Consider the following 20,134-nt stretch of genomic DNA (forward strand, 5'->3'; position numbering starts at 1 on the left):
TTTCAATTAAAAAAGGAGAACTATTATGTATGATGGAGAATTGATCAAGAAGCTTCGAGTCAACAAAAAGCTGACGCAGTCCCAATTAGCGGAAGGAATCTGTTCTAAAACTTCGCTAGTCGGGATCGAGACGAATTCAGTGAAAAAAGTATCGTTTGGAACATTGAAATCATTTTTAGAGCGAATGAACATGACACTTGCCGAATATGAATGGATACGAAATCAGCTTGATGAGCCAAAAAAATTAAAGAAAAAAAGACGAATGCTAGATCGGATTCAAGAAGACAGCTTTGATCCTTACAAAGAAATTGCTAATAACCGCAGGCACTATAAGAAAACAGAAGATCTGTACTATTTGGTTTTGAATCTGCACATGTCCAAAAAAACAGAAGTATCTGAGACGGAATTCGAATTTTTGCGTTATGAATGTCGTATCATTGAAGAATATTTGATGCAAGTACCAGAGTATGGTCAATTTGAAGTATCTATTCTAGCTGATTTTCCTTGGATATTCAGTGATCGGTTTATTGAGAATAATTATTTGAAAATCAAAAAAAGAATGCGACGGATCGCGCAACTGAATAATCACGAGCAGTATCTTTTTACTTTTTTGACGAATCTGACTTTGTTTTATATAGAAAATGGTCGCTTAAAAAAGGCACGTAGCGTGAATGAAGATATGAAACGGAGTTTAGCGCATAAAGAAAGAAGTACAGTGGTTTATGAAACATTGATGGCGGACTATTACCAACGACTGATTTCCGCTGCTTTAGGGGAAGAAAAATCGGAAGACTACCAAGAGTTTTTCACAGTGATCGAATATACATTAGGGAAGAATCAAAGGAATTCTTTAGAGAAAAAACTGCTGGCCATTGCTAAATCCAGCAGTTAGACCAACAGTTTAGGATTTGTATCACTTCGCCGCTTTTTCAGCCGGTTTGTTTGTATCGAATGGTGGGAAAAAGCGGGCGATCTCTTTTGTTGCAGCATCACGGGAATCAGAAGCATGGATGATGTTTTCAGTCCCCGGCAGTGCATAATCTCCTCGGATCGTACCTGGAACGGCATCAGCCGCTTTTGTTGCTCCGACCATCTTACGGACGATATCAATCACTTCCTCGCCGACCAGCACAAGATAAACGACCGGACCAGAAGTCATGTAATCGATCAGTTCATCAAAAAAACTGCGTTCAGTCAAGTGCTGATAATGCTCTTTTGCTAGTTCAGGTGTCATCGTTGCAAATTTCATTTCAGCAATGGCCAGTCCCTTTGCTTCAAAACGTTGGATGATGCTTCCGACCAAATGGCGTCTTACGCCGTCTGGCTTGATAATAACAAGTGTTCGTTCCATAACAGCACCTCGTTTCCTACTATAATTCTATTATAGCTGGAGGTGGAAAATGAGACAAATAAAACTGCGTGAGACGGAAATATAACACGTGTATTTTAAAAAAGTATGAAAAACATGGAAAATTGATTTGACATCCTCTTTTTTAGTTGTTATATTAACGAAGGAAAACCGAATAGGATTTGTTAGGTGAGGCTCCTATACAAACATAGGCTACTGCCCAAAAACGTCGAGAGACGCCAATGGGTAGAACAGGAATTGTCGAGATAAGGCTTTTCATAAGGTAGCTAAAAGCAGACATCTGCTTTTTACGTTGTACAGTGTCAAAACTCAACGATGAGATCTGAGAAGCTTTTTTGATTTGCTTTTTCAAACCTTTCGCTGAGTATTTGGCGAGAGGTTTTTTTGTTGCCGCAAATCCCATCGGTGAAAAAACAAAAAGGGGGGTGAGCGAGTTGGGAAAATAACTATTCGAAAAATGATTGGAAGTCATGAATTAAAATTACTTAGTAAAGGAGATGAGAACAAATGGATGACAGTCATTCGAAAAACAAGGATTTAGAGGAAAGGCCAGGGCTATTATCTATCTGTTCTCAGCCCCTTTCAGCATTTTCTCTATCGATCCGATAAATAGCAAAAGACCAGAAACAGCGAAAACAGCTGTCTTTTGGACACAAAGGAGAGATTGAGATGGAAAAAAAGAAAGATACACAAAAAATCTATGCAGCTTTTGCTGGAAAAACGAAGCAAGAATTATTTGAATTGTTCCATGCATCAGCAAATGGATTGTCAGAAGAACAAATCGAGCGTTCAAGAGAAACTTATGGTGAAAATGCGATTTCATATGGCAAAAAAACACCATTCATTATAGAAATATTGAAAGCATACATCACACCCTTTACATTAGTGTTGATTGCATTAGGAATTATTTCATTCATTACGGAATACGTATTAGCCGCTCCAGGAGATAAAGATCTCTTTGGTGTAGCCATTATCTTCACTATGGTTATCGTCAGTGGGACGATGACGTTGATCCAGTCTGTGCGTTCTAATCAAGCAGCTGAAAAACTGAAATCACTTGTGAAAGTAACGGCAGCTGTCAAACGAAATGGCGAGTATACAGAGATTCCTATGGAAGAAATCGTCTGCGGAGATCTTGTGCGGCTTTCAGCAGGAGATATGATACCAGCGGATATGCGTTTATTGTCCGCAAAGGATCTATTCATTTCCCAAGCAGCACTGACAGGGGAAAGCTATCCAGTAGAAAAGCATGCGAAAGTATGTGAAGACGATCAGCAAAGCGAAACAAGTTATGAAAATCTTGTCTTTATGGGAAGCAATGTCATCAGTGGAAGCGCGGAAGGAATCATTGTTTCTGTCGGAAATGACACACTATTTGGGCATGTAGCAGAAACGCTATCTGAAAAACCCATCCAATCAAGTTTTGAATTAGGCATCCACAAAACATCCATGCTGCTGATCAAATTTATGTCATTGATGGCTCCAGCAGTTATCGTTATCAATGGGCTTACAAAAGGAGATTGGTTAGAAGCTTTTCTTTTTGGATTATCTGTAGCAGTTGGTTTAACGCCTGAAATGCTTCCAATGATCGTTACGACGAATTTGGTCAAAGGAGCAAGTGTGATGGCCAAAAAAGGAACAGTCATCAAAAATTTAAATGCTATCCAGAATTTTGGTGCGATCGATGTGTTATGTACGGATAAAACGGGAACATTGACACAAGACAAAATCATTCTTGAATATCATATGGATTGTGAAGGAAATGAAGATGATCGTGTTTTGCGCCATGCTTATCTAAACAGCTACTATCAAACAGGGCTGAAAAATTTGTTAGATGTGGCTATCATTGATGAAGCAGCAGAAACTTTAGATACAGATACGATCAATTATCAAAAAGTAGATGAAATTCCTTTTGATTTTGAACGTCGCCGTATGAGTGTTGTGGTCGCTGATCCAGCTGGCAAAACACAGATGATCACAAAAGGCGCGATTGAAGAAATGTTGAACATTTCTAAATTTATTGATCTTGGTGGTATTGTCGCACCATTAACAAAAGAACGAAAAGAAGCGGTGCTTGCAAAAGTACAATCACTTAATGAAGACGGCTTGCGAGTGATTGGTGTCGCACAAAAGACCAATCCAAGCGTTGTTGGAGAATTTTCAGTCAAAGATGAGTCAGACATGGTTCTGATTGGTTATCTTGCTTTCCTTGATCCACCAAAAGAAACAACAAAACAAGCGTTGAAAGCTTTAAAAGAACATGGTGTAGCTGTAAAAGTTCTGACTGGGGACAATGAATTAGTCACACGGTCTGTGTGCCGTCAAGTAGGCCTAGAAATCAATGAATTGATTACTGGTGAGAAAATCTCGGAAATGAATGATCATGAATTAGCGCAAGTAGCTGAAGACCATGAAGTATTCGTAAAATTGAATCCTCAGCAAAAAGCACGATTGACGACAGCTTTACGTAAAAATGGTCATACTGTCGGATTTTTAGGAGATGGTATCAATGATGCTCCAGCAATGAAAGTGGCTGATATCGGTATTTCCGTGGATACAGCTGTGGATATCGCAAAAGAATCAGCAGACGTGATCCTTTTAGAAAAAGATTTGACGATTTTGGAAAGAGGCCTTCTTTCTGGGCGAGAAACTTTTGGAAACATCATGAAATATATCAAGGCTACAGCAAGTTCTAATTTTGGCAATATGTTTTCCGTACTGATTGCCAGTACGTTCTTACCATTTTTACCAATGTTGCCTTTGCAACTTCTATTTTTGAATCTGATCTATGACGTTTCTTGCATTTCCTTACCATGGGATCGGATGGATAAAGAATATTTGGATGAGCCAAAGAAATGGAATGCATCTAGTATTGGAAAATTCATGGTTTATTTTGGTCCAACAAGTTCGATTTTTGATATCACTACTTACTTGTTGATGTATTTTGTTATTTGTCCTGCTGTAGTTGGTGGAAGTTTCCATACATTGGATAGCTCACAACAAGTGATTTTTATCGCATTATTCCATGCAGGATGGTTCGTCGAATCCCTGTGGACACAAACATTAGTGCTCCATGCATTGCGTACACCGAAAATACCATTTATCCAAAGCAATGCAACATTTGCCATGCTGGTTATCACTACATTAGGAATCATTGTCGGTTCAGTCCTTCCATTCACAGGATTTGGTGCTGAGTTAGGCTTGATGCCGCTCCCTGGCAATTACTGGTTATGGCTGCTTGTAACAGTCGTCGCTTATCTGGCGCTTGTGACAGCTGTGAAGAAAATCTATATCCGTCGATTCCAAGAACTCTTATAAGCGATGCGGCTGGGCTCTATGCTTCTGTTCATTTTGGATCAATCATGCTAAACTAGGTGTATTGTTTTGGAAAGGATTAATGTATAGATGAAAGGTGCAATATTTGATTTAGATGGTTTGTTAGTGGATACGGAAAGAACGTATCGGGATGGTTGGCTTTGGGGATTCCAGCAATTTGATATTCATATCCCGAAAGAAATCGTTGACGCTTGGGGCGGAAAAAACTGGAAACAAAGTTTTGATATTTTAGTGCAGGCAGCAGGCAGTCCTGAAAAAGTGCAGGAAGTCCGAGCAAAGCGTGAAGAATATTTTTATCAACAGCTGACAAGTGGAGCTATCCAATTGAAACCCTACGCAAAAGAAATATTGACAGACTTAAAAGAACGTCATATGAAACTAGGGATTGCTACAACAACTGTTACGAAAAGAGCAACAGATATCTTGGATCACTTTCAATTAGCCGATTACTTTGATACGTTTACGTTCGGAGATGAAGTATCGGAGAACAAGCCTTCACCGGTCCCTTATCTGACAGCTTTGGAACGAACAGGATTAGAAGCTCCTTCAGCTTTTGCAGTGGAAGATTCTTTAGTAGGAGCGACAGCCGCTTCACGTGCTGGACTAGGTGTTGTTTTGATACCCGATTCCAGTTTCGTTCGAAATTATAGCGTCGAAGAAAAGGAAAAACTGAACCTTCTTGCGGAAGGGAAAGATCTTCGAACTGTTATTGAAATGTTAGATAAAAAAACAGAAAAATAAATATAGAAAAAATAATTTGGATTTCATGCTTGACTTTTCAGTTTTCCTCCTGTAGATTATTCCCAACAACAAAATATTGATTTCGTTGAGAAGGAAAGTAAGTTTGGAAACTTTGCAGAGAGGCTCTGGCTGGTGTGAAGAGTCAAGTAAGAAAAGCTGAAAATGGCCTTGGAGAATAATTTGTCGATAAGTAGGCAAATTCGGAAATGTTCGACCGTTAAAACGAACGCCAATCTCTCTTTTTGAGATGTTGGGCTTGAGGGAAGAAAACTTCCGAAAAAAGGTGGTACCACGATACGTCGTCCTTTTACTGACATAGTTTATGTTAGTAAAAGGATTTTTTTTTTGAATATTATTTGCATTGAAATGGTAAGTACGATAGAAGAACCTTTGACAGAGAGCTTCGGTAGCTGAGAAGAAGCAAGGAACGACTATTGGAAAATGGCCATCGAGCAATTCATCCCGAGCATAGATGTAAGGCGATGACGGCTGCGACCGATATCTTGCTAGAGTATGATGGTACTTGAAGAGGAGTTGTGTGTGAACACAGCTTGAACATGAGGTGGTAACACGCAAAAAGGCGTCCTCAAGAAAATGACTATTTTCATTTTCTTGAGGATGCTTTTTTTATAGACAAGGAGGAATGTTAATGATTGAATTGCGAGATGTTTCTGTATGTTTCAAACAAAAAGAAAAAGAGATACAGGCAGTAGATTCTGTAGATTTAACGATTGAAAAAGGGGATGTTTATGGGATCGTCGGTTACTCAGGTGCAGGAAAGAGTACGTTAGTCCGCGTGATGAATTTGTTGCAGAAACCAACAGCAGGAGAAGTCATCGTCAATCAGACGAATTTAAGCCAGCTCTCTCCAAAAGAATTGCGAAAAGAAAGAAAGGCTATCGGTATGATCTTTCAGCATTTCAATCTAATGGAAAGTCGAACGATTTTTGACAACGTAGATTTTTCTCTAAAGTATTCTGGAAAATCAAAACAGGAACGTCGTCAAAAAGTGAATGAACTACTGGAACTTGTCGGTCTGGAAGAAAAAGCATCTGCGTATCCTAAACAACTGTCGGGGGGACAAAAACAACGAGTGGCAATCGCACGAGCTCTGGCAAATGAACCTAAAGTGTTGTTATGCGATGAAGCAACTAGTGCACTTGATCCGAAAACGACCCTTCAGATCCTTGCACTGTTAAAAAAACTAAATCGTCAACTAGGTCTAACGATCGTCCTGATTACTCACGAGATGCAAGTTGTCAAAGAAATCTGCAACAAGGTGGCGGTTATGGAAGAGGGAAAAATCATTGAAAAAGGCAGCAGCATCCAGATTTTCAGTCATCCTGAAGAAGAATTGACTAAAGATTTTATTCGGACAGCGACACACCTTGACCAAGCATTGGAAACAATCAGTGCCCATGCTGCTTTTGCCGATCAGATTGCAAATAAATGGTTGGTGGAATTAAGTTATATCGGCAACCAGACGAACGAACCTCTAATCGCTCATCTTTACAGCAAGTACCAAGTAACAGCGAATATCTTATACGGTAATGTAGAGCTATTACAAGAAACACCCTTAGGAAGTTTGATTGTTACTTTAGCTGGAGAAACCAAACAGCGGCAAAAAGCATTGGATTATTTGATCAAATCTGGTGTAAAAGTAACTATTTTACAAAAAAACGAATTAGATAACCGTATCAAAGTCATCGAAGGAGGAAGCTAAAATGACTGAATTTTTTAAAACATATTTGCCGAATGTCTATTTGATTCCGGATGAATTCATCGAAGCAACAAAGCAAACACTATATATGTCTTTTTGGACGGCATTCATTGGTGGGATTATCGGAATCATCCTAGGTGTGACGTTAGTAGTGACGCGTCCAAATGGATTACTAGCTAACAGGCTGCTGTTCGAAATACTTGATAAGTTGATCAATATCATTCGTTCCATCCCTTTTATTATCTTGCTTTCCCTTTTAGCTTTGACTACTCGTTTCTTAGTTGGAACGACGATCGGTGCCAAAGCAGCTTTAGTCCCTTTGATTTTTGGCGTTGTCCCGTTTTTTGCCCGTCAAATCGAGAATGCACTGCTAGAAGTTGATCCTGGGGTGATCGAAGCAGCAGAAGCGATGGGCACGAGCCCAATCGGCATCATTTTACGTGTTTATTTGTTAGAAGGGTTACCTGGTATCATTCGGGTCTCAGCGTTGACGATTATCAATGTGATCGGACTGACTACCATGGCCGGAGCAGTAGGTGCCGGCGGATTAGGGAATCTTGCTATATCGAGAGGATATAATCGATTCCAAACAGATGTAACGATTGTCGCTACATTATTGATTCTGATCTTAGTTTTTTTGAGTCAATTTATCAGTAATCAACTGATTAAAAAAATCACACATTGAAAGTGGAGGAGAAAAAATGAAAAAAATTATTCGTTTTGCAGTCATTACATTTGTAGCAATTATTTGGTTGGCAGGGTGCAGCCAAGGAAAAGCAGCTACAACTGACAAAAAAGAAACGACCGTAAAACTAGGGATCATTGGGGAAGATACAGATGTATGGGACGATGTGAAAGAGCGTTTGAAAAAGGAAAACATCCATTTGGAATATGTGAAATTTACAGATTACAATCAGCCAAATGCGGCTTTAGCAGATGGATCGATCGATTTGAACTCCTTCCAACATCAATTCTTTTTAGACAATTACAATGAAGAACACGGAACTGATTTAGTATCGATTGGGAATACGGTTAATGCACCGTTGGGAATTTATTCCAATACGTTAAAAGATGTGGCTGATATCAAAGATGGAGCGAAAGTTGCAATCCCTAATGATGTCACGAATGGCGGCAGAGCTCTTCTGTTATTGCAAACTGCTGGATTGATCAAAGTGGACAAGGCAAAAGGCCAAGCGCCTACCGTTTCTGATATTACCGAGAATAAAAAAAATCTAGACATTTCTGAGTTAGATGCTTCCCAAACAGCACGTGCTTTGTCGGATGTAGACATTTCAGTCATCAATAGCGGTGTAGCTGTAGATGCTGGATTTAATCCCGCTTCTGATGCAATCTTCTTAGAACCAGTCGATGACCATGCACGTCCTTATGTCAATATCATCGTTGCAAGAAAAGAAGATGAAGACAATAAAACGTATCAAAAAATAGTAGATGCCTATCAAACAGAAGAAACAGCCAAAGTAATCGAAAAAACATCAAAAGGTTCAAGCGTACCTGCGTGGGAAACATTCGGGAGAAAATAAGAAAAAACGACTAGCATAGGAGGAAATTTTTATGACAACAACACTCTCAACAAATCAATTGAAGGATCTGATCCAATACCGTTTACCAGAATATCAAGCACTTGCACTAGCTATCCACGATCATCCTGAAGTAAGTAATTATGAATTTTATTCCTCAGCAGCTTTAATCAAACAATTGGAAAAAGAAGGGTTCTGGGTAGAAAAAGAAGTAGCTGGGCACCGAACAGGCTTTGATGCACGTTATATTTCCAATAAACCAGGTCCGACAATTGCCTTTTTGGCAGAATTTGATGCTTTACCAGGTATTGGTCATGCATGCGGACATAATTTATTTGGTACTTACTCCGTATTAGCAGCCAGCATAGTGAAACAATTCATTGATGAGATTGGTGGAGAAATCCGTGTGTATGGTACTCCGGGGGAAGAAGGAGGCGAAAATGGATCAGCTAAGGGCAGCTTCGTTCGGGAAGGGTTTTTTGAGGATGTCGATGCAGCATTATGTGTCCATCCAGCTTTTCGTTATGGGAAAACGACAGAATCTTTAGCAAATGATCCAGTTGATATCAAATTTTACGGTGTCGCTTCTCATGCAGCAGCAGCACCTGAAAAAGGAGTAAATGCTTTGGAAGCCTTGATCCAAGTGTTTAACGGAATCAACGCTCTACGCTTGCAATTGCCAAAAGATGTCAATATCCATGGAATCATTACAGATGGAGGCGTGGCGGCCAATGTCATACCAGACTACGCTGCTGGACGTTTCTATTTACGTGCAGGAAATCGACAAACATTAGACAAAGTATATGAAAAAGTGGAAAATATCGTACGAGGTGCTGCATTAAGCACGGGTACGACTTTTGAGTTTGGATTGTTCCAAAATGCAGTCGATGATGTCATCGTCACGCCTTCTTTCGATGACTTATTCTTCCAACATGCAAAAGAAGCAGGTGTTCCTGATGAAGAAATAGAAACGGAACAAAGAACAAGTCTAGGTTCTTCTGATGTAGGAAATGTCAGCCAAGTCATTCCAACGATACAGCCTACTGTAGCAATCTCTGAGACATACATTGCCGGACATACAGAAGAATTCAAAGCTGCTGCTAAAAGTGAAAAAGGACTTGCTTCTATTGCGATTGCAGCGGAATTACTTGCCAATACAGCTCTAGATTTATTGAGAGAACCCAAGCTATTAGAAAAAATCAAACAAGAACATCAAGAAATAGTAGCAAGAAAAAAACAAGAGGGCGCTACTTTCTAGTAAAAAGATAAAGTTGTGCGTGAAAGTTATAAAAATAATTTTCAGAAAAATGAAAAAATATTTTCTTTTTCATTGACAAATGATCTTATGGAAGGTAAACTTCATACAAGTCAACTTTTCACGCAGTAGCGGTTAGGTGTTTTGTTCAGAAAGTCGGTGGTCGCTGCGAACCGATCAAGCCTAATTGACGAATTACATGGAAAGTCCATACATTTGAATAATCGTTTGAAAGTGAAAAACAGATCTGTTTTTAATTAAGGTGGTACCGCGGAGTCATTCGTCCTTAGTTGAAAGCAGGTCTTTTTATTTTTATAAAGGAGGAATCGCGGATGAATTGTGGCGGAGTAATCCGATATCTTAACTTTTTTAGAACATAAGAACAACTAAAAAAGGAGAGATTATCATGGAAAAAAAAGGAACACCAAGTTTTTTAGAAGCAACACTTGTATTAATGGTCATTGTTTTAGGCATTGCGATTGGCGTTGTCGGATTAAAGGTTTCACCTAATATCACGATTTTGGCAGCTATCGGAATGGTCATGTTGTACGCAGTGATAAAAAAATACCCGACAGATTGGCTGCACGAAGGGATCATCAATGGCATCAAACCGGGGATCATTCCAATCTTTATTTTTATTTTAGTCGGTTCATTGATTGCTGTATGGATACAAGCAGGAATTATTCCAACCCTCATGGTCATTGGATTTAAATTGATCAGTGTCCAGTGGTTCGTCCCTTCTGTATTTGTTGTTTGTGCAATCGTAGGTAGCGCTGTAGGGAGTGCCTTTACTGTTATGTCAACGATTGGGATTGCATTTTTCGGTATTGGGACAACACTAGGACTAAATCCAGCCCTTGTAGTTGGAGCCATTGTTTCAGGTGCCGTTTTTGGAGACAAGATGTCTCCATTATCCGAATCAACAAATTTAGCAGCAGCTATTGTTGATGCCGATTTGTTCAAACACATCAAGCATATGATGTGGTCGACTGTTCCGGCATTTGTTGTTTCTTTCTTTTTATTCATGATTTTAGGACACACAAGTAAAGCCGCAAGTCTTTCATCTATTCGTGAAGTGACCGATATTCTAGAAGCAAACTTTACTATTTCAATCTGGTCACTGATTCCTCTATTTTTAATGCTCTTGTGTGCATGGAAAAAGGTGCCGGCAATTTTGACGATTTTGTTGAATATCGCTGTAGCAGTAGGAATGATCTTTATTCAAAACCCACAAACTTCCTTAACAAAGTTGGCAGGGGTCATCGAATCTGGATTTGTTTCAAATACTGGAAACCAACAAATCGATTCACTGCTTAGCCGTGGAGGAATCGAAAGTATGATGCCAACTGTGTCATTGATTATTCTAACATTGTCATTAGGTGGTTTGTTGATCGAATTTGGGTTGATCTCAACCGTTATGGAACGAGTATCAAGAAAGATGACGAACACCCCCAAATTGATTTTTACAACATTGATGACAAGCATCGGAGTAAATATCTTTATTGGAGAACAATTTCTATCTGTTATCCTGCCTGGTAATGCATTTAAAGAAACTTACGAAAAAGCAGGCTTTGATCCAACTGTACTAGGGAGAACACTAGAAGATGGTGGAACAGTGATCAATTACTTAGTGCCTTGGGGGATCGCCGGAAGTTTCGTAGCAAGTACATTTGGCATTCCTACACTCACTTACTTGCCATTCGTGTTTTTCAGTTTGCTTTCACCTGTGTTTTCGATGGTCAGTGCCTTTACAGGTTGGGGGATCTCAAAGAAATTTGTGAAACCGCAAGAAGCAGTAAGCAAGACAGCGCAATTGGAACAATAAAAACGGAAAAAGGGAGTGTGACAAAAGTCTTGTCACACTCCCTTTTACGAATAAACGGTGTTCAAAAGCTTGCATCTGCGGTAATAAGCCTAACCAAACGAAAAATATGAGAAGCTATTTTTGTTTGGCTGTCCTTATTACTTGATGCAGGGCAGCTTTTTCACAACCTCTTTTTCTGTTTGGATAGATAATGGTCATTCCATTTCTTTGATCATTTTTTTCATTTTATCGATCTCTTCTTCTTGTGCCTGAATGATTTCTTCCGCTAATTTTTTTACTTCAGGATCTTTTAAATCAGCTCGTTTACTTGTCAAGATAGCAATAGAGTGATGAGGGATCATTGCCTTCATCCACGCCGTATCGTTGACAGTTGTTTGGCTTCGTACCATAAATAAGGAACCAGCAAAAACAAGAAGACTTGCCACTAAAATCATAGCATTTATCTTTTTGTTTTCATACATTTTCCACATGAACAACAACATGATGACTGCCATGACTGCACCCATCATCAGCGCCATGAATACACGTGTGCGACTGAAGAAGATATGGTCGAGCGCATAAACATTCAAATACATCATACCAAACATGACTACCGTCGAAACACCAATCATCAACAAAAACTTCCAATACTTTTTCATTTAAAACAAACTCCTTTTTCTTCATTCCTTTCTTCTATCATGTCATGAGCGTGGAGAACAATCAATTAATCTGCACAGATGGTTTTTGAACACCGTTTATCAAGAGGTCGTGAGCCTGCCGTTTAACGCTGAGTCACAAGGAACAAATTCAAAAAATAGTTTCTCATGTTTGTTGAATATTGTGACTTGTGACCGAGGAGTTGGCAGGAGAACACCGTTTAGTGGAGAGGTCGTGAAAAAGCTGTTCTGCATCAAGTAATAAGAACAGCCAAGTAAAAACAGTTTCTTATGTTTTTAACTTGGCTGGACTTATTACCGCAGATGTAAGTTTTTGAACACCGTTTATTCGGAAAAAGGAACTGCAACAATTTTTGTCGCAGCTCCTTTTTCAATAGCTCCAGCTATTCAATATAAATAGAATAAAATTCTCTATTGGTTTCATTCATTCGTCAAGACGAAAGCATCATTCTTTTTTTGATAACTGAAATAAATGAACAGGTAAAGCAGACCGGTCAATACAGTTACCCCAATGGAGTTCGTGAATAGGATACCAAGGAAAATCAACCCTAAGACTGCTAATGCAAAAAAGCTGATTCCTTTGTCCCATAACGTTCCTTTCCTTAGTGCCAGTACAAAGGACGCAGCACTGATAATGATCCAGATCAATAATACTGTATAGGAAAGAGAACCTGCCAGATAGCCAAATAATTTGTCACCGACAAAATAAGAAAGAGCCACACCTAGATAAAGAACACTGGTACAAAACAGTACAGCACGTTGCGGTACTTGATGCTTGTTTAAAACAGCTAGTTTTCTAGAGGAACCTTTTCGATCTTTCAAGCGGAAGAACAAAATCCTCGAAGAAGCATACACACCTGAATTAATAGACGAGAACAGAGCAAGAACAATCACGAAATTGACGATATCTGCTGCAAATGGAATATTCATTTTTTCAAATACCATCACAAAAGGACTAACGTTCGTACCTGCTAATGTATTCCAAGGAAAAATAATCAAAAGCAAAAATAAAGGAATAATGTAAAAGGAAATGATTCTTCCCATAACGCCTTTGATTGCTTTAGGAATCGCACGTTTAGGATCATCTGCTTCGCTTACTGTGATAGCAATCAGCTCAGAACCGCCGTAAGAATAGATAACTACAAGCAAAGAACTGATGATTCCCTTCATACCATGAGGAGTAAAACCACCATGATCAGTCAATTGTTGAAGGGTAGGGAAAACACCAGTACCCAACATTTGCTGACCAACAAGATAAGCAGCAAAAATGATTAATAGGATAATGACACTGATTTTAGCAAAGGCCAGCCAATATTCTGTCTCTGCGAATAATCGTACCGAATAAAGATTGATGATAGTAGTTAAAACAGCCAACATAAAAACAAATACCCAAGCTGGGACGTGGGGGAACCACAACTGTAAAAAGGAAGCAGCTGCAACAGCTTCAGCAATGATATTGATAATCCACATGGACCAGTAGACCCAATCGGTAAAATCGGCAGAATGAGCACCTAGATATGGACGAATCAATCCAGATAATCCGTGGTGCGTATCGCCACCACTTAAAACAATTTTTCCCAGACCTTTCATCACGATATATAAAATCATTCCGCCAATCAAAAAAGCGATCAATACAGAAGGGCCGGCGATTCCAATCGCTTCGCCACTTCCTTTAAATAGACCTGCACCAATCGCTCCACCCAAAGCTAGCATGGTGATATGTCGGGAGCTAAGTTGTTTTTTCAATTTTTTATCTTCCATAAATAACCTCTTTCTTTTAAATTCACAATCAAAATGTATAGTAAGAATAAATAGCAATAATAACAATGACTAATGATAACAAATTTTCAGACAATTACAACTATTCAGAAAACTCTTAGGCATATTTTAATGGAAGAATGATTTATTTCATCGTATTTTCATAGAAATGTTAAATTTTTATAAAAATAATAGGAAGCGTTTTACTAGCTTTTTACTATTTAAACAGGCTATCATAGGAAAAAGTGACAGAGAAAGTGAGGCGGAACAGATGAACAAAAACGACGTATTGCTAGTTGCGAAAAATAAATCACTTTATTTTTTCCCTTCCATCCGCTCTTTAGATGTTTGGTCCGGAAAAGATTTACTACAGTCGGAATTCATTAAATCGGCTCGACAACAGTTGGCAAATTATCAGCTGATCGTTTTTTTAGATTATGGATTTGATATGGAGATGGCTCGACGCGTGCGTCCATTTACCAATGCAAAAATCGTGTTATTTTTTTGGAACCACTTCAAAGCAGAACACGAGGCGATGCTGAAACAGGCACAAGATGAACCGGCAATCGATGAGATTTATCATTTTGATTTTTTGGAAGCAAAAGAACTTGGACTAAAACATAATAGTTCCTTTTATTCGAAACATATGGATTTTTCTTCTAGCGAACCAAAGACGGATCTTTTTTTTGGTGCAACAAATAACGGCAGAAAAGAACGGGCAGAAAAATATAAGCAGGAATTTACAAAAAGAGGTGTTACGACCAATTACTTTATTCTTCCGCTTCGAGGAAATGAACAACCTGGATACCTTACTTATGAAGAGTATCTGAAAAAAACTGGGGAATCGAGCGGGATTCTAGAACTGTTGCGGGAAGGGCAGCAAGGAGTGACTTTGCGAACGTTTGAATCTATGTATTTTCAAAAGAAGCTAGTGACAGATAATCAAGCCATAGCTCATTATCAGTTTTATCATCCTGAAAACATTTTTTTGCTTCAAGAACGTGATTTAGATGAATTACCGGAATTTCTGCATACGCCATTTCAGCCAATCCCATCAGAACTGTTGGAATTTTTTGATGCAGAAAATTGGGCAAAACGTTTTTTCACTACTGACTCCGCTATTTATGAACAATATGAATACGATCTTTCCTCTGTTAAAAATAAATAAAAGTGCCAACCAATCATAGATGAAAATAAACAAGCGCAATTCTTATGGCAACATGAGAATTGTGTTTTTCTTTTTGATCTTTCGTGGGGGTAAAAAAATGAGAACCAGCTGCTGATCCAGCTGATTCTCATCAGAGAGCCTTTTATTCTGCGCCAAGGATTCCTTCTTTTGCATGGACTAATTGGGTCAAAAAGGCACAATATGGTGTAGCAATATCATATTTTTGTCCTTTTCGCCAAACGGCACCATTGATGTAGTCGATTTCAGTCAAACGATGGTTTTTGATCAGGTCTTGGTACATAGATGGGTAATGCAACCCGATGTTGTCAGGATCATAAGTAGAAGCAATATGCTGGTACACTTCTTCTTGATCTAATGTGATTCCTTCTATTGCTGCGATAGAAGCAAACTCAGATACGATCGTTCGAACCATGCCCTCTGCCGCTTTTTGCGCACCTAGTTCAGCAATATTACAATCCAAGATCGTGCATAATCCATTTAATGTTCCGTTTACACAAGCTTTTCGCCAAATGGAATAACGAACATTATGACTATAGATTGGATTCAATCTTGCTTCTTGAAAGACTTCTACAACTTTTTTTGTAAATGCTTCGCCTTCTGGTTCCAAGTTCTCTAGTTCGATTTCTCCATCACCTAATAATGTGACTTTTCCGGGACCAGCTAGACCAGCTGTCCACATCGTGATCCCAAATAAGATATTTTTCTTTGGTACATATTTTTCCAGTACATCTTCATGACCTAATCCATTCAGTAAACACAAAACATAAGTATTCTCAGTAATAATGGATTGGATTGAACGAAACATATCATCTAATTGATTCGCTTTTGTCAAGGCTACGATCAAATCCACGTGTTCGTTGCTTTCGATGATTTCTTTTGGTGAATAGATTGGCAGTTTTGCAACTACTTCTTTGCCATTAAAGTCAGCAATCAATCCATTTGTACGAATGGCTTCAATGTGAGCAGGCCAGCGATCGATCAAGACGACCTCATTTCCGCTTTGATGCAACATCAATCCGATTCGGCTGCCCATTGCTCCGGCTCCAGCTATTGCGATTTTCATGTTTTTTCTCTCCTTTATTCAATGAGTTCCCTTTTAGTATATAGAAAAACAGAAGAAAATAGCATTGTTTTGTTTGAAAAAAGTGAAAAAAAGTGTCTTACTTAAGAAGAAAGTGAGGGATATAGATGGATATTTTGGCGGCAATCGATTCATTTAAAGGAAGTGCTTCTTCATTTGAATTAAATCAGGCAGTTCTAAATGGCTGGGAAGACCGTAAAGGAAGAAAAATCAATGTGCCGATTGCAGATGGCGGAGAAAATACTGCAGAAGCAATCTATTACGCGCTCGGGGGAACCTGGCGTACGATTGATGGGATGGATTTCTTATTTCGTCAGCGAAAAATCACTTATTTATTGACGAACTGGCAAGGAAAAAATACCGCAGTCATTGAATCTGCACAAGTATTAGGATTAGATTTACTTGATAAACCAACGGATCAAACCATCCGACTTGCTTCTAGTTATGCCTTGGGAGAGCTTATCAAAGATGCACTGCTTCAAGAAGTGGAACAAATCATTGTCACTTTAGGAGGAAGCGGATGTAGCGATGGTGGTCTAGGATTACTCCAATCCTTGGGTGCTTCTTTAGAAGGGTACACAGAAGGAAATCCTTTGTTATCTACTAAAAAACTTCATTTGGATCGAAGGAACGTTCTTGTTTCTAAAGCAAAAGTGATCATCGCTGCAGATGTGACCAATCCATATACAGGTCAACAAGGAGCTGCTTGGCAATTTGGAAGACAAAAAGGAGGAACGGATACGACGTTAGCTTTCTTGGATAAACAAGCAGAAAAGATTGCTCAGCAGATAAAAGATGTTTGGGAGGTGGATTTAGATAACATCCCAGGAAGCGGAGCAGCAGGCGGTATCGGCGGAGCCCTTTTTTTGTTAGGAGCGAAGATGGTCTCTGGTTTTGAGTTGGTCAGCCAAATCACTGGATTAGAAAAACAGATCGAACAAGCAGATGTCATCATTACAGGAGAAGGGCGGATTGATCAGCAAACAATTCACGGAAAAGTTCCATATGGCGTAGCAGTGCTGGCAAAAAAATATCGAAAACCAATAATCGCTATTTGCGGAAGTAGGGACCAAGAGTTGGAAGGACTCTCTGATTTTCTCCCCATTGTCTTAAGCATTCAATTAGGACCAATCGATTTAGAGGAAGCAATGGAACACAGGCAAACATTAGAAAAAACAAAAATCTTAGGACAGACACTCAGCAGATTTTTCACCATCCTCCCGAAGTAGTTGACAAAATCAATTTCTTTATGCTATCGTAACTTCAAATATAGGACAAAGTGAGGGATCCGTGCATTGAAAAATTAAGTCGATTGATGAAAGCTGCATTCAGACTGTACCTTGTGGAGACAAGGGAGCAGTGTGCAGATTTTCAGGATTGGCTTGGTTCTTTCGATGTATGGGTCTTTTTGTGTGCACCAAACCCTTGCATCCTCTTTAGCCAGTTCTGAAAATAGGACTGGTCTTTTTTTACGAGGTGATGGAATAATGTCTAAAATCGAAATAAAAAATCTGACATTCGGCTATGACAGCCAAGGCACATTATTATTTGAACAAGCCAATCTAAACTTTGACACCCAATGGAAACTAGGACTTATCGGACGAAACGGTCGAGGAAAGACAACTTTACTGAATATCCTGCAAAACAAACTCCCTTACCAAGGGCAAGTGATCCATCAGCAAGCGTTTGTCTATTTCCCGCAGCAAACAAAAGATAAAGAGCGTTTGACCTATTATGTGTTAAATGAGATTACGGATTTTGAGATATGGGAAATTGAAAGAGAGCTCCAACTGATGCAAACAGATCCTGAAATCTTATGGAGAGAATTCAGCACACTATCAGGAGGAGAGAAGACAAAAGTCCTACTGGCACTCTTATTTGTGGATGACACTCATTTCCCGTTAATCGATGAACCAACGAATCATTTGGATATCTCTGGCAGAAAACAAGTAGCTGCTTACTTGAAAAAGAAAAAACAAGGATTCATCGTGGTGAGTCATGATCGGGGATTTATCGATGAAGTAGTGGACCATGTTTTAGCAATCGAAAAGAGCCAACTGGAACTTTATCAAGGGAATTTCTCTATCTATGAAGAACAGAAAAAACTTCGTGATGAATTTGAAATAGCTCAAAATGAAAAATTGAAAAAAGAAGTCAGCAGGCTAAAGAAAACAGCGGCAGAAAAAGCAGAATGGTCTCGTTCCCGTGAAGGAGACAAAACAAAGAAAAAAGTCGGATTCATCGATACGGAATCTAGGCGAGTGAATAAAGGAGCAGTAGGCGCTGATGCTGCACGGACGATGAAACGATCTAAAGCAATCGTGAATCGGATGGAAACCCAGATCAGTGAGAAAGAAAAATTATTAAAAGATATCGAGTATATCGATGCTTTGACGATGAATAGCCAAGTGTCTCATCATAAACGGCTGTTAAGCGTAGAAAATCTTCAATTAGGGTATGAAAATCTGTTATTCGAGCCAGTTCATTTTACGATCGAACCACATCAGCGGGTGGCGATTTCAGGCCCTAACGGCGCAGGAAAGTCATCCATTATCCATTATCTTCTGGGAACATTCAGCGGCAAGGTTGTAGGAGAAAAATCCCAGCCCAAACATTTGACCATTAGTTACGTACGCCAAAATTATGAAGACAATCGAGGGACGTTGGCGGAATTCGCGGAGAAAAACCGAGTAGACTACCAAGCATTTTTGAATAATCTCCGAAAGCTTGGGATGGAAAGAGATGTTTTTCATAACAAAATCGAACAGATGAGTATGGGACAACGGAAAAAAGTGGAATTGGCTAAATCTTTATCACAACCAGCTGAGCTATATATATGGGATGAACCATTGAATTATTTGGATGTCTTCAATCAAGAACAATTAGAACAACTGATTTTGAACGTGAAACCTGCTATGTTACTAGTGGAACATGATCAAACCTTTCTAGATAAAGTATCTACTGAGATTATTTCTCTTGAGAAAATCTAAACCTTGTAATCTCAAAGACAACAAGGTATGGTTAAGGAGAACTTTGTCAACGAAGGAGAGAATCACATGCTTTATGTAACGAGACACGGAGAAACAACTTGGAACGCACAAGGATTAGTTTGCGGGCGGGCAGATGTGCCGCTGACTGAAAAAGGACAGATGCAGGCACAGGCACTAGCAGAAAAGGTAGTAGATTTGCCTGTTCCGATCACGAAAATCATCCATTCCCCTCTTCAACGAGCAAGAGATACAGCACAAGCAGTAGCTGATCGTCTCAATTTGTCGATGACCGCTGATGAGCGATTGGTAGAAATGGATTTTGGGGATTATGATGGACTGCCAAGCAAAGATGAAAACTTTCAAAAAGCGCGTTTAGCGTTTGCTGTACGTTTCCCAAATGGAGAGTCGGTCTTAGATGTGTACGCACGAATCGTTCCTTTATTGAAAGAATGCATGGAAGACGAAGAAAATGTCTACTTGTTAGTCTGTCATAATGCCTTGATAAGAGTGATCAATGCTTATTTTCATCCAATGCCTAATGAAGGGTTCTTTACATTCATGGTAGACAATACAGAATTAATTTCTTATGAGTAATTAGGCTTTTGTGTTATTTAAATAAAATGTTTCAAGGCACTGCTTTTGCTTAGCAGTGCCTTTTTTGTGGCTGTGTCAATTC

16 protein-coding genes, 1 riboswitch and 2 other annotated features are annotated in these 20,134 nt (G+C 39.2%); of the genes, 12 read left to right on the forward strand and 4 right to left on the reverse strand.

Translation table 11 applies throughout. The features are described from left to right. Nucleotides 1-25: 25 nt before the first annotated feature. A complete protein-coding gene (locus AB3I00_RS05565) occupies nucleotides 26-892 on the forward strand; it encodes a helix-turn-helix domain-containing protein (RefSeq protein ID WP_368024888.1) in 867 nt (288 codons plus the stop codon). Nucleotides 893-913: 21 nt separating this feature from the next. Here AB3I00_RS05565 and ndk read toward each other — a convergent pair whose 3' ends face one another. Beyond that, nucleotides 914-1,351 (reverse strand): nucleoside-diphosphate kinase, encoded by a 438-nt coding sequence (ndk, locus tag AB3I00_RS05570; RefSeq protein WP_024634952.1) that lies wholly within the window; start codon nucleotides 1,349-1,351, stop codon nucleotides 914-916. Nucleotides 1,352-1,522: 171 nt separating this feature from the next. Next, nucleotides 1,523-1,697: riboswitch (M-box (ykoK) riboswitch) on the forward strand. Nucleotides 1,698-2,038: 341 nt separating this feature from the next. Here ndk and mgtA point away from each other — a divergent pair. From mgtA to nhaC, 7 genes are all read left to right on the forward strand, one after another. Next, nucleotides 2,039-4,687 (forward strand): magnesium-translocating P-type ATPase, encoded by a 2,649-nt coding sequence (mgtA, locus tag AB3I00_RS05575; protein ID WP_242617190.1) that lies wholly within the window; start codon nucleotides 2,039-2,041, stop codon nucleotides 4,685-4,687. Between the two features lie 87 nt (nucleotides 4,688-4,774). Next, complete coding sequence (locus tag AB3I00_RS05580; RefSeq protein ID WP_024636204.1) at nucleotides 4,775-5,446, forward strand: HAD family phosphatase; 672 nt, start codon at nucleotides 4,775-4,777, stop codon at nucleotides 5,444-5,446. 76 nt (nucleotides 5,447-5,522) lie between these two features. After that, nucleotides 5,523-5,756 (forward strand) — a binding site (T-box leader). A gap of 42 nt (nucleotides 5,757-5,798) precedes the next feature. Beyond that, nucleotides 5,799-6,037: a binding site (T-box leader), on the forward strand. 58 nt (nucleotides 6,038-6,095) lie between these two features. Further along, nucleotides 6,096-7,169, forward strand: coding sequence for a methionine ABC transporter ATP-binding protein (locus tag AB3I00_RS05585; protein ID WP_024634955.1), 1,074 nt, complete (start codon nucleotides 6,096-6,098; stop codon nucleotides 7,167-7,169). A 1-nt stretch (nucleotide 7,170) separates the two neighbouring features. Further along, a complete protein-coding gene (locus tag AB3I00_RS05590; RefSeq protein ID WP_368024892.1) occupies nucleotides 7,171-7,851 on the forward strand; it encodes a methionine ABC transporter permease in 681 nt (226 codons plus the stop codon). Between the two features lie 16 nt (nucleotides 7,852-7,867). After that, a complete protein-coding gene (locus AB3I00_RS05595; protein WP_081186096.1) occupies nucleotides 7,868-8,707 on the forward strand; it encodes a MetQ/NlpA family ABC transporter substrate-binding protein in 840 nt (279 codons plus the stop codon). Nucleotides 8,708-8,738: 31 nt separating this feature from the next. Then, on the forward strand, nucleotides 8,739-9,962 hold the full coding sequence (locus AB3I00_RS05600; RefSeq protein ID WP_002320010.1) for a M20 family metallopeptidase: 1,224 nt from the start codon (nucleotides 8,739-8,741) through the stop codon (nucleotides 9,960-9,962). Between the two features lie 403 nt (nucleotides 9,963-10,365). Beyond that, entirely contained in the window at nucleotides 10,366-11,784 is a 1,419-nt protein-coding gene (gene nhaC, locus AB3I00_RS05605; protein ID WP_002293789.1) for a Na+/H+ antiporter NhaC, read from the forward strand. A 194-nt stretch (nucleotides 11,785-11,978) separates the two neighbouring features. Here the strand turns inward: nhaC and AB3I00_RS05610 are convergent, their stop codons facing one another. Then, entirely contained in the window at nucleotides 11,979-12,422 is a 444-nt protein-coding gene (locus tag AB3I00_RS05610) for a DUF305 domain-containing protein (protein WP_024634958.1), read from the reverse strand. A gap of 438 nt (nucleotides 12,423-12,860) precedes the next feature. Beyond that, nucleotides 12,861-14,201: an amino acid permease gene (locus tag AB3I00_RS05615; protein WP_368024895.1), complete on the reverse strand. Its 1,341-nt coding sequence runs from the start codon at nucleotides 14,199-14,201 to the stop codon at nucleotides 12,861-12,863. A 268-nt stretch (nucleotides 14,202-14,469) separates the two neighbouring features. On the opposite strand from AB3I00_RS05615, the gene AB3I00_RS05620 reads away from it, so the two are divergent. Then, nucleotides 14,470-15,366, forward strand: a complete 897-nt coding sequence (locus AB3I00_RS05620) for a hypothetical protein (RefSeq protein ID WP_010732040.1) — start codon at nucleotides 14,470-14,472, stop codon at nucleotides 15,364-15,366. Nucleotides 15,367-15,508: 142 nt separating this feature from the next. Here the strand turns inward: AB3I00_RS05620 and AB3I00_RS05625 are convergent, their stop codons facing one another. After that, complete coding sequence (locus tag AB3I00_RS05625; protein ID WP_368024897.1) at nucleotides 15,509-16,450, reverse strand: 2-dehydropantoate 2-reductase; 942 nt, start codon at nucleotides 16,448-16,450, stop codon at nucleotides 15,509-15,511. 125 nt (nucleotides 16,451-16,575) lie between these two features. On the opposite strand from AB3I00_RS05625, the gene AB3I00_RS05630 reads away from it, so the two are divergent. The 3 genes from AB3I00_RS05630 to AB3I00_RS05640 all read left to right on the forward strand — a co-directional run bounded on the left by AB3I00_RS05630 (nucleotide 16,576) and on the right by AB3I00_RS05640 (nucleotide 20,052). Beyond that, nucleotides 16,576-17,697, forward strand: a complete 1,122-nt coding sequence (locus AB3I00_RS05630) for a glycerate kinase (RefSeq protein WP_368024899.1) — start codon at nucleotides 16,576-16,578, stop codon at nucleotides 17,695-17,697. 258 nt (nucleotides 17,698-17,955) lie between these two features. Next, a complete protein-coding gene (eat(A), locus tag AB3I00_RS05635; protein WP_368024901.1) occupies nucleotides 17,956-19,458 on the forward strand; it encodes an ABC-F type ribosomal protection-like protein Eat(A) in 1,503 nt (500 codons plus the stop codon). A gap of 66 nt (nucleotides 19,459-19,524) precedes the next feature. Continuing rightward, nucleotides 19,525-20,052 (forward strand): histidine phosphatase family protein, encoded by a 528-nt coding sequence (locus tag AB3I00_RS05640; protein ID WP_104764836.1) that lies wholly within the window; start codon nucleotides 19,525-19,527, stop codon nucleotides 20,050-20,052. Nucleotides 20,053-20,134: the final 82 nt, after the last annotated feature.

Source organism: Enterococcus sp. C76 (genome assembly GCF_040886985.1).
Taxonomy (GTDB): domain Bacteria; phylum Bacillota; class Bacilli; order Lactobacillales; family Enterococcaceae; genus Enterococcus_B; species Enterococcus_B lactis.